Origin of the sequence: Streptomyces sp. NRRL B-1347, from assembly GCF_000720325.1 — a bacterium.
Classification (GTDB): Bacteria; Actinomycetota; Actinomycetes; order Streptomycetales; family Streptomycetaceae; genus Streptomyces.
On the sequence record NZ_JOJM01000115.1, the window covers coordinates 1 to 10,322 of the forward strand.

Here is a 10,322-nt window from a genome sequence, read left to right on the forward strand (position 1 = left end):
GCCCCAGAATGGGCGGCCAGAACTTACCCGCTCCGCCCTCCGCATGCCGATGGACCGAGGTGCACAGGTCCGTTATCCGCTCCCGGGAGAACCCAGTGGCAGAATACACAACAGGCGGTCCATTCTGGAGTCTTGTGTCGTGGTAAACCCAATTCTCTCACAACGGGCCGCTGTTCATTTTCTGAGGGTCCGGACAGAGATCCTCAGAATCGCGCTGAATAAGCCTCAAGGTCCACGCGGCAGTGGAGGATCCTCCAGCACGCCCGGACCAGCCCGAACAGGCTCTCGTCAGTCTCCGCCGCCTCCTCACCCTCCTGATCTACACATGAAAAAGGCTCCTGATGGCTATGCGGAAACGCAAGACCCTCGTAGTTTGCGAACGCTGTCACCAGGGCATCCACGCGGGACGGCGTACGACCCCAGTCCGGAATTGACTACTGGAGAGCCGGGTGCGGGGAAATCTCGCCTGCCCGGTTCGGGAAGGGGCCGTCGGAAAAGAACCCGAGCCACGGGCACGTCGTCGGCGGCCTACTTCACTCTGAGGGGGCGGGGACGCAGCAATGTGTCCCCGCTACCCGACGACTAAACCCGCCCACTCCGAAAGCATGATCCGCCTCGCCATGATCTCGAACCTCGCGAAACGGGCGACCGGCGGAACCACCCCAACCTGGCGAGACGCATAAAACGCAATCAGCCATAAACTTCGTGAACCAGACGTCCTCTCAGGTCCGGCCTTGGCGATCTCCGGTTTGAGGCGGGCCGGATCGTTGGTGAAGCGGACCATCTTGCCCAGCCTCTGCCCGTCGGCCGACATACGCACCAGGACCGAGCGGCGCCGGTGCAGGTCCATCGCATCTGCGAACATCAGGGTGTCCCCGTCCTCGCCGACCGTGCCTACACGGGCGTCGGCTCCTGGGTCACCACTGGACTCAAACGGCCACCGGGCGGCGAGCTCACCCTCACCCAGCGCACCGTCAACCGGGCCCTGGCCGCAGCCCGGGTACCGGTTGAACGCAGCATGGCACGGCTGAAGTCCTGGCAGATCTTCCGCAGATCCCGCATCAGCCCGAACCGCAAGACCGTCATCGCCAAAGCTGTCCTCACCCTGGAGAGGCAACGCTGAAAACGCTCAGTAACGCAACGCTCCACACACAGAGGGGATGGACAGACCGAGCCCGACCGGACCACGTCCTTGCGGGAGGCGGGGGTGGAGGCGTCGGGCCATTTGATCCGGCAAACGTCTATCGACGCGGTGTGCTGCCTCTTTTCATGTTCGCGTTTCACGGTCTGTCCAACGCGTGGTCCTGGACTCGAGGTCCGGGACGTCACTCGGAGGGCGGAGTGACTCGGTTACCGCGAGTCGCTGCCGTGTGCCGGGATAGGCTGGGTACGGCTCGTTGGATTCGGCGGGAGAGACAGCGTAGGGGCAAGTGGATGGTAAGGGCCATTGTACGAGGGCCGTACGCGGGCACGAGGATCGCGCCGCCGTTGGCGCCGCGGGAGGCAACGGCCTTCGCGGGGGCGCTGCTGGGCGGCGGTTGGGCGGCGGTTTTTCTGCCCGGTGAGCCCGCCCGTCTGGGGCGGTTGCTGCTGTGGAGACCTGCCGGGGCAGTCGCGCGGGAGGGTGCCGTACCCTGGGGTATCGAATCCGAGCCGGTGGAGTTGGTGTTGCCGCATGGCCGGTCGGTCCGGCGGCGCCAGGTGGAGGGTTACGCCCTGCCCCCTGCGGTCGCCCTCGCCGCCCTGGCCACTACTGGGCCGGCGCATCCGTCCGCCGCCGCCTGGCAGGCCGCCGCCCGCCTCGCGCTGCGGCTGCTCGCCGACGGCCGTCTCCACCCGGCGCTCACCCCCACCAGCTACGACACCTGGCAAGCGGGCCCCTTCACCTGCGCCCACCGCCAGGCACTGAACGCTCTCGCTGCTGCTTTCCCGCCCCACGCCCACTGTCTGCCCGAACCCGGTCCCGTCCCGCTGCGGATCGCAGAACCGGCCGGGCTGATACGCCGGTTCTGCGACGCGGTCGCCGACGAACTGGTCCGTACCCCGGCCGCGCCGCTCGCCATGGGCGCGGTGCCGTACGCCTGGCGCGAGCCTCGGGCCGTGCCCGTCCTGCGCGAGTGGGCCGAAGAGACCACCGCGACGTTCACCGCTGAGGTAAACGTCTCGCTGCGCGTCGACCCGCCCGAGGGGCGGCGTCGGCAGTTTCGGGCCGTGCTGCAGCTGCACACCGCGGCTGATCCGGCACTCGTCGTCGAGGCCGCGCGGCTGTGGAGCGAGACGGCCGAGGTGGAGCGGCTGCTCGGCCCGCGCGCCGAGACCGAGACGCTGCTCGCCCTGCGCCGCGGCGCGCGGGTCTGGCCCCCGCTCGACCGGCTGCTCAAGGACGCCGCTCCCGGTCAGCTCCGGCTGACCGATGACGAAGCCTTCGACCTGCTGGGGGACGCCACCGATGCGCTGCGCTCGGTCAGTGTCGACGTACACTGGCCGCGCGAGCTGGTCAAAGAGCTCACCGCCACCGCAGAGATCGCCCAGCGCACCGCGCCCGGCTCCAGCATGGGCCGCCTCCTCGACGCAGACGCCCTCCTGGACTTCCGCTGGCAGCTTTCGCTCGGCGGTGAACCGCTCACCGAGGCGGAGATGGACGCACTCGCCGAATCACGCCGCCCCCTTGTCCGGCTGCGTGACCAGTGGGTGGTCGCCGACCCGAAACTGGTGGCCCGCGCCCGGCGCCGCCGAACGGACCCGCTCACCCCTATGGAAGCACTGGGCGCCGCACTGACCGGTGAGGTGGAACGGGACGGCGAGCTGGTCCCGTGTGTGGCGGTCGGCGCGTTCGGCGACCTCGTCGCCCGTGTCCGCGACCCCGAAGCCCGCACCCCTGTCTTGCAGCCCGCCGCTCTCAAGGCCACCCTGCGCGGCTACCAGAAGCGGGCCCTGGCCTGGCTGGCCGAGATGTGTGAACTCGGCCTCGGCGGCTGTCTCGCCGACGACATGGGCCTGGGTAAGACCATCACCCTGATCGCCCTGCACCTGCACCGCCAGAGCGCCCCCGCCACCGCAGGCCCCACGCTCGTCGTCTGCCCCGCCTCCCTGCTCGGCAACTGGCAGCGCGAGGCGGCCCGGTTCGCGCCAGCCACGCCGGTACGCCGCTATCATGGTGGTGGCCGCCACCTCAAAAACCTCGCCGACGGCGAGATCGTCCTGGCCACCTACGGGGTGCTACGCCGCGACCGTAAGGCCCTCGCTGAGACAGTCTGGTCACTGATCGCCGCCGACGAGGCCCAGCACGTGAAGAACCCCTACGCCGTCACCGCCCGCGAACTGCGCGCTCTGCCCGCCCAAGCGCGCGTCGCCCTCACCGGCACTCCCGTGGAGAACAACCTCTCCGAACTCTGGGCGCTCCTCGACTGGACCACCCCCGGGCTCCTCGGCCCTCTCTCCGCCTTCCGTGACCGGCACGCCCGCCCCGTTGAGACGGGCGAGGACTTCCAGGCCGCCGAGCGCCTGTCCCGCCTCCTCCGCCCCTTCTTGCTGCGCCGCAGGAAGTCCGACCCGGGCATCGCACCCGAACTGCCCGCCAAGACCGAGACTGACCGCGTCGTCCCCCTGACGGCCGAGCAGACCAGCCTGTATGAGGCGGTGGTCCGCGAAGCCATGGCGAAGATCGCCGAATCCGAGGGCATCGCCCGCCGCGGCCTGGTGCTCAAGCTCCTCACCGCCCTGAAGCAGATCTGCAACCACCCGGCCCAGTACCTGCGCCAGTCCACACTGTTGCACGGCCGCTCCGGCAAACTCGACCTGCTCGACGAACTGGTCGACACCATCAGCGCCGAAGGCGAATCGGTGCTGGTCTTCACCCAGTACAAGCAGATGGCGGCCCTTCTGGAGAGTCACTTCGCAGAACGCGGCGTCCCCACCCTCTTCCTGCACGGCGGCACCCCCGTCGCGCGGCGCGAGGAGATGGTGGAACGCTTCCAGCGCGGCGAAGTTTCCGTGTTCCTGCTGTCGCTGAGGGCTGCGGGCACCGGACTCAACCTCACGCGGGCCACTCACGTCGTGCACTACGACCGCTGGTGGAACCCGGCCGTCGAGGACCAGGCCACCGACCGCGCCTACCGCATCGGCCAGGACAGACCCGTACAGGTCCACAAGCTCATCGCCGAGGGCACCGTGGAGGACAGGGTGGCCAAGCTTCTCGAATCCAAGCGCGCGCTCGCCGACGCCGTCGTCGACGCCGGCGAGGCCGTCCTGACCGAACTGTCCGACACCGACCTCGCCGAACTCGTCGCACTCGGGAGACCGTCATGAGCCCCTCGGTCCCCGGTCCGCGCCGTACGTCCGCCCGTGACAGGCGCGTCTTCTCCGAGACCTGGTGGGGCCAGGCATGGGTGGCGGCCCTGGAGGACTCCGCCCTGGATGCCGGGCGCCTGTCCCGCGGACGCACCTACGCCCGCCAGGGCATGGTCGGCCCTGTCACCATCGCCCCCGGCCAGGCCACGGCCCCGGTCCAGGGCAGCCGCCCGTGTCCGTACCGCTCCTCGGTCCACCTGCCCGTCCTCACCAGCCCCCAGTGGGACGTCCTCCTGGACGCCATCGTGGCCCGCGCCGGGCATCTCGCTGCCCTCCTCGACGGCGAGATGCCCGCCGAACTCGCCGACGCCGCCCACCAAGCCGGTGTCTCCCTGCTGCCGCAACCCACCGAGCTGGCCCCGGACTGCTCCTGCCCCGACTGGGGATCCCCCTGCAAACACGCCGCCGCGCTCTGCTACGCCATCGCCGCCACCCTCGACACCGACCCCTTCGTCCTCTTCGCACTGCGCGGCCGCGACCGCCAAGAGATCTTCTCCCAGTTGCGCGCTCGCCGCATGGAAACCCCGGAAGTAGCAAGCCCACAGGCGCCGGTCGGTATCCCGGCCGCCGCCGCGTACGCCGACTGGGCCGCGGACACCCTCCGGTGGCCCGATCTCCCGGCGCCGGCCGTCCACGCTGCCGCGCTGCCCCTCGCCCCGCCACCCGGCAGCGGCCTGGCCAACGCGGACCTGGAGCACCTCATGGCCGACGCCGCGACACGAGCCGCGCGGATCCTCGCGGGCGACACCGCCAGCCTGCACCTGACCCAGCACCAAGACGCGGTACGCATAGCCGCAAGCAGTCCCGGACCCGAATGGTTCCACCACCTCATCCAGAACACCGGCGCCAAACCAACCGCGTTCGCCCGCCTCACCCGCGCCTGGCGCCACGGCGGCTCCACTGGAATCACCGTCGCCGAACAACCCCACACCCCCGCCCCGACGGCGGTGGCAGCGGCCCGCACCGCTGTGACCCAAGCCCTCACCGAAATGACCGGCACGCCGTTCCCCCTCAGAGCCTGGCGCAACCGCCTCACCCTCACCGGCCACGGCGTCCAACTACGCCTGGGACCCGACAGCCGCTGGTACCCCTACCTCCACGACACCGCAGACGGCGAATGGTGGCCCGCCGCACCAGCCGACACCGACCCGGTCGCAGCGCTCACCTCCGTATGGCACCGGCAAGAGCCTGCGACAGATTCTTCACGTCCCGCCCGATAGCTGCCTCGCCCTTCCCCACGACACAGAAGGATCCCCCGCATGACCGCGACATTGCCGGACTGGCTCTACCCACCCCGCGACAGCGGCTGGGAAGCCGACGACCTCGACCGCGTACCCGAACTTCCCCGCCACACCGAACTCATCGACGGAGCCCTGATCTTCATGATGTCGCCGCAGAGGTCCTGGCACTCCCGGCTCGTGGAGAACCTGACCTTTGCCCTGCGGCAGGCAGCCCCCGCCGGATTCGAGGCTGAGCGGGAAATGACCGTCCGTCTCGACAAGAAGAGCCGGCCCGAGCCCGACATCCTGGTCACCACCGCCGCATACGACCCAGACCGGACCTGGTACGCCCCTCAAGACGTCACTCTGGTTATCGAGGCCGTCTCCGAAGAGTCAGCGGACCGCGACCGATCCCTGAAGCCCTTCAAGTACGCACAGGCCAAGATCCCCCACTTCTGGCGCATCGAGGACGAGGCCGGCGCACCCGCTGTTCACACCTACGAACTCGACTCCATGACCCGCTCGTACGTAGCCACTGGCATCTACCGAGGTCAACTGAAACTCTCCGTTCCGTTTCCGCTCGACATCGACCTCGCCAGCCTCGTGCCCTGATTCTCCGCCACATGCTGGTGAGGCTTGCCCCAGGACTCTTTGCAAGATCGCGTGTTGACCCGGAGCCTTTTCCATTTGTAGCTCTGGCGGGTGGGGCGGTGCTGCGGTGTTGACATGAGGGGAACGCGCGGGGCATCTCCGTGGTTGGGCAGGTCACCACGACGAGCCTGACCAGCGGAGATGCCCCGGTGTTCACCTATCCTGCCGCGTGTGACGTGGAGTTGGAACTCCTCGAAATGGTGACGATGGCCCTGGTAGCGTTGGAAGGGGAGCGGCCTTGCAAGCTCGGCCCGCACGACCGCGCTCGGTGCACGCTGGTGTACCTGCGCAAGCACGACACCTTCGAACAGCTCGCGGCCGGGTTTGGTATCGGCGTGGCCACCGCCTGGCGCTATGTGAACGACACGATCGAGCGGCTCGCCGCGTTCGCGCCCTCGTTGACCGAGGCGCTCACCAGCCACCACGCGGACAGCTACGTGCTGTTGGACGGTACCGTCGCCGAGACCGGCCGGGTGGCTGCCGCGGGCCACTTCTCGGGCAAGGTCCGACGCGAGGGTGTGAACCTCCAGGTCATCACCGCGGAAGAAGGCAGGCTGCTGTGGCTCTCGCCCGCCCTGCCCGGGGGTATCCACGATGTGAAGGCCGCCCGCGAGCACGGCATCATCGAGACCTGCGCACAACTGGACCTCGTGGTCCTCGCAGACAAGGGGTACCAGGGTGCCTGCGGCGCCGTCATCACGCCGATCAAGCGCCGCCCGGACACCGAACTGCCCGATAAACACAAGAAGTCGAACAGAGTCCACGCGTCACTGCGAGCACCTGTCGAACGGACGATCTCCCGGATCAAGCAGTGGAGGATCTTCCGCCACGCCCGCACCAGCCCGAACCGGCTCACGTCAGCCGCCGCAGCGATCCTCACCCTCATGACCTACACGTGAAAGGCGCTCCGGGATCATGCCCGGCTCCGGGCACCCGGCGAACGCGCCTTCGCCCGGCTGAAGTCCTGGCGCATCCTGCGCAGAGCCCGATTGAGGGGCCTCGCGTTCTCCGGACAGGCGTCTGGTGATGACTTCACGCTGCGATGCGATGAGCAACTGCCGGTATTCGGCATGGACTTCGCGAGGAGGGCGTAACTGTGGGCGATCACGAATTTCCCCAGCTCAGACGCTCCGTGCGGCACGTAATTCCCCAGTGCCACGATCACGAAATTCCCCAGGGACATCGTGAACGTGGCGTGTGGTCCTGGCCGTCATGAGACGGACGCTTCCTTCGATCAGTGGTTCGAGGTCGAAGATGGCGCCAGATGGCAAGGAGAACGTTCAACGTGGTCGACATCACGGAGATTTACGTCCACTGGTACGCGGGCCGCTCGCGGAGCGAGCTGTCCGCGTCGCTCGGGGTGGACCGCAAGACGATCGGGAAGTACCTGGTCCCGGCGATCGCCGCCGGGATAACCCCCGGCGGGCCGCCCATGGCCGAGAAGGACTGGGCCGAGCTGATCAAGGGCTGGTTCCCGCAGCTTGCGGACAAGCGGCTGCGGCAGATCACCTGGCCAGAGATCGACAAGCACCGCGGCTACATCAAGGGCCTGCTCGGGACGGTGACCGTCTCGACGATCCACCAACGCCTGCGCGACGAACACGACGTGAACGTGTCGGTGGCCTCACTGCGCCGCTGGGTCAAGGCCACACTGCCCGAGGAGACCCGACGCTCCGCAGTGACGGTGCTGCGCGACGAGGTCGAGCCGGGCTCGGAGGCCCAGATCGACTACGGCTTCCTGGGCCAGTGGATCAACCCGCGCTCGGGCAAGCGGCACCGCATCTGGGCGTTCGTCATGATCCTCGCCGCCTCACGGCACATGTTCGTCCGCCCGGTCATCCACCTCGACCAGCACGCCTGGACCGAGGCCCACGTCGAAGCCTTCCGCTTCTTCGGCGGCACGCCCGAGCGGCTGGTGCCGGACAACCTGAAGACCGGTGTCGACAAGCCCGACCTCTACGACCCCGAAATCAACAAGTCGTACGCTGAACTCGCCGCACATTACGGCACGTTGGTGGACCCGGCTCGCGCCCGCCGGCCAAAAGACAAGCCCCGGGTCGAGCGCCCTATGCCCTATATACGCGATTCGTGGTGGCGGGGCCGGGAGTTCGTCTCGATCGAGCACATGCAGGCCGCGGCCATCGAGTGGTGCACCGAGGTGGCCGGGCAACGGCAGTGCCGGCCGCTGGGGCCGCACCGGCCTCGGTGTTCGAGGCCCTCGAGAAGCCAGCCCTCAAGCCGCTGCCGCCGACCGGATTCGTGCTGGCCCGCTGGTCGACGGCGACCGTCGGCCCGGACATCCACGTCAAGGCCGGCCGCACCCTCTACTCGGTGCCCTGGAAACTGATCGGCAAGAAGGTCGACATCCGCTCCACTGCCACGATGGTGCAGATCTTCGACGACGGTCAACTCGTCAAGACTCACGCGGCACTTGAGCAGGGCAAGCGGACGGACAAGAACGATTACCCGCCCGAGAAGATCGCCTTCCACATGCGCACGCCCGTCTGGTGCCGCAAGCAGGCCGCCCAGGTCGGCCCGGCCTGCAGCGAGCTGATCGCAGGGCTGCTGGAGATCATGCCCTCTACCGGCTCCGCGCCGCCCAGGGAGTGCTCGGCTTGAAGAAGAAGTACGGGCCCGAGCGGCTCGAGGCCGCCTGCGTGAAGGCCATCGCCGTGGGCGATCCGTCCTATCGCACCGTCAAGGGCATCCTGATCGCCGGCACCGAGACCGAACCGCAGACGCAGTCCACCGGCGACGGCGGGGCCGCCGCGTTCCTGCACGGACCGACAAGGCTCTTCGCCGCCGACATGACCCCCGTCACCACGGACGACGACCGCGATGACCACGGTCACAACGAAGCAGGAGTGGCCTGAGTGGACGTTAAGTCCGTTTCTGGTAGCGGCCTCGTCCGGGCTGGGTGAGGAAGCCTTGGCGGGTGAGGCGTCCGAGGCGGGCACGGGTGACGTTGACCGATGCCTCGTCGGTGGGCATGCCGAGGAGTTCGTGCAGCTCACGGGCCCGGAGCTCCTGGTCGGGGTGCTGGTTGAAGGCATTCACGATGACCTGGTAGGCGCTGTTCGTCTCGGGCGGTTCTGGTTCGTCTCCAGCCGGTGCGAGTTCGGTGATGACCTTCCGGGCAGTGGTCAGGTCCACGAGTCGCGCTTCGGTCTCGGCCAGGGCGGTAGTCAAGTGCGCGATCTGGTCGCGTAGTTCAGCGGCCCTGACGGTGGTCTTGTCGTGCTCGGCCTGGAGGCCGGTCAGGAGCTCGGTGATGTTCACGCGGCCAGCTCGAGGGTGTCGCGCCAGGCGGGACTCGGGGCGGTGAGGCGGCGGGTCATGTTCGCGATGGAGGCCCAGTAGACGCGTGAGGCGGAGGTGTCGGGGCGGTGGTCGTATTCGCGGGCCAGGCGACGGTGCAGCAGCAGCGTGCCGTTGACCTGCTCCACGATCCAACGTTTCGGCTGCGGGACGAACCCTTTGCCCTGGTCTTCTCGGCTGCGACGGACGACCTCAACGTCGATGTCCAACAGAGCGCCATGGATGAGGACTTCGTCCTTGAAGCCCTGGTCGACCAGGACCCTCTCCAGCCGGTTCCCGCACCGCGTCGCGGCCTGGTCGAGCAGGGCGGTGCCGGCGACGTTGTCGTGGGCGGAGGCCGGCAACACGACGACGCCGATGACCAGCCCCAGGACGTCGACGGCCAGCCCCCGCTTGCGGCCCGATACCTTCTTGTTGGCGTCCAGCCCCGTCGTGGTCTTCGGGACCCCCGCGGCCGCGCGCACGGACTGGGTATCGATGATCACGAGAGACGGGTCCTCTAATCGCCGGGCCTTCTCCCGCACCTGGCACCGCAGCAGTTCCTGGATCCGCTGGTCCAGCCCGTCCTCGCGCCACAGCCCGAAGTAGTACAGCACCGCCGACCAGGCCGGGAAGTCGTGCGGAAGAAGGCGCCATTGGCAGCCCGTCCGGTTCTGATAGAAGAGTGAAGTAGGCCGCCGGCGAGGTACTCATCTTGAACTCGCGGGTTCCGGCTCTGCGAGCTCCTCCGCAGCGATGAGCAGCCCAGTCCCGATCAAGCAGCCGTCGATTAGGTCGGGGCGG

5 protein-coding genes and 5 pseudogenes are annotated in these 10,322 nt (G+C 68.4%); 8 read left to right on the plus strand and 2 right to left on the minus strand.

Features of this window, described 5'->3' with window-relative positions; genetic code table 11:
* Positions 1-581: 581 nt before the first annotated feature.
* The 8 genes and pseudogenes from IG74_RS51600 to istA form a co-directional block, all read left to right on the plus strand.
* Positions 582-683: pseudogene (locus IG74_RS51600) on the plus strand (IS5/IS1182 family transposase); the annotation flags it as partial.
* A gap of 164 nt (positions 684-847) precedes the next feature.
* A pseudogene (locus IG74_RS0142405) lies at positions 848-1,123 on the plus strand (transposase family protein); the annotation flags it as partial.
* Between the two features lie 311 nt (positions 1,124-1,434).
* The gene (locus IG74_RS0142410; RefSeq protein WP_078869561.1) at positions 1,435-4,308 is read left to right on the plus strand and encodes a DEAD/DEAH box helicase; all 2,874 of its coding nucleotides are present in this window, start codon (positions 1,435-1,437) and stop codon (positions 4,306-4,308) included.
* Positions 4,305-5,570: an SWIM zinc finger family protein gene (locus IG74_RS0142415; protein ID WP_030688696.1), complete on the plus strand. Its 1,266-nt coding sequence runs from the start codon at positions 4,305-4,307 to the stop codon at positions 5,568-5,570. Before IG74_RS0142410 ends, IG74_RS0142415 begins: the two co-directional genes overlap by 4 nt.
* Before the next feature lie 39 nt (positions 5,571-5,609).
* Positions 5,610-6,182: a Uma2 family endonuclease gene (locus IG74_RS0142420; RefSeq protein WP_030688699.1), complete on the plus strand. Its 573-nt coding sequence runs from the start codon at positions 5,610-5,612 to the stop codon at positions 6,180-6,182.
* 188 nt (positions 6,183-6,370) lie between these two features.
* Positions 6,371-7,120 carry an IS5/IS1182 family transposase gene (locus IG74_RS0142425; RefSeq protein ID WP_030688701.1) on the plus strand — a complete coding sequence of 250 codons (750 nt, stop codon included), beginning with the start codon at positions 6,371-6,373 and terminating at the stop codon, positions 7,118-7,120.
* Between the two features lie 9 nt (positions 7,121-7,129).
* Positions 7,130-7,210 (plus strand): annotated as a pseudogene (locus IG74_RS51605) (IS5/IS1182 family transposase); the annotation flags it as partial.
* Between the two features lie 296 nt (positions 7,211-7,506).
* Positions 7,507-9,094: pseudogene (gene istA, locus IG74_RS46840) on the plus strand (IS21 family transposase).
* A 7-nt stretch (positions 9,095-9,101) separates the two neighbouring features.
* On the opposite strand, the gene IG74_RS0142435 reads toward istA, so the two are convergent.
* Complete coding sequence (locus IG74_RS0142435) at positions 9,102-9,500, minus strand: hypothetical protein (protein WP_030688703.1); 399 nt, start codon at positions 9,498-9,500, stop codon at positions 9,102-9,104.
* A pseudogene (locus IG74_RS0142440) lies at positions 9,497-10,207 on the minus strand (IS5 family transposase); the annotation flags it as partial. The gene IG74_RS0142435 and the pseudogene IG74_RS0142440, both read right to left, overlap by 4 nt.
* Positions 10,208-10,322 lie beyond the last annotated feature (115 nt).

What these genes read in the sequence shown, in the direction of transcription:
- IG74_RS0142420 (WP_030688699.1), top strand. Translation starts at nt 5,610, where the DNA reads ATGACCGCGACATTGCCGGACTGGCTCTACCCACCCCGCGACAGCGGC.
- IG74_RS0142410 (WP_078869561.1), top strand. Translation starts at nt 1,435, where the DNA reads ATGGTAAGGGCCATTGTACGAGGGCCGTACGCGGGCACGAGGATCGCG.
- IG74_RS0142415 (WP_030688696.1), top strand. Translation starts at nt 4,305, where the DNA reads ATGAGCCCCTCGGTCCCCGGTCCGCGCCGTACGTCCGCCCGTGACAGG.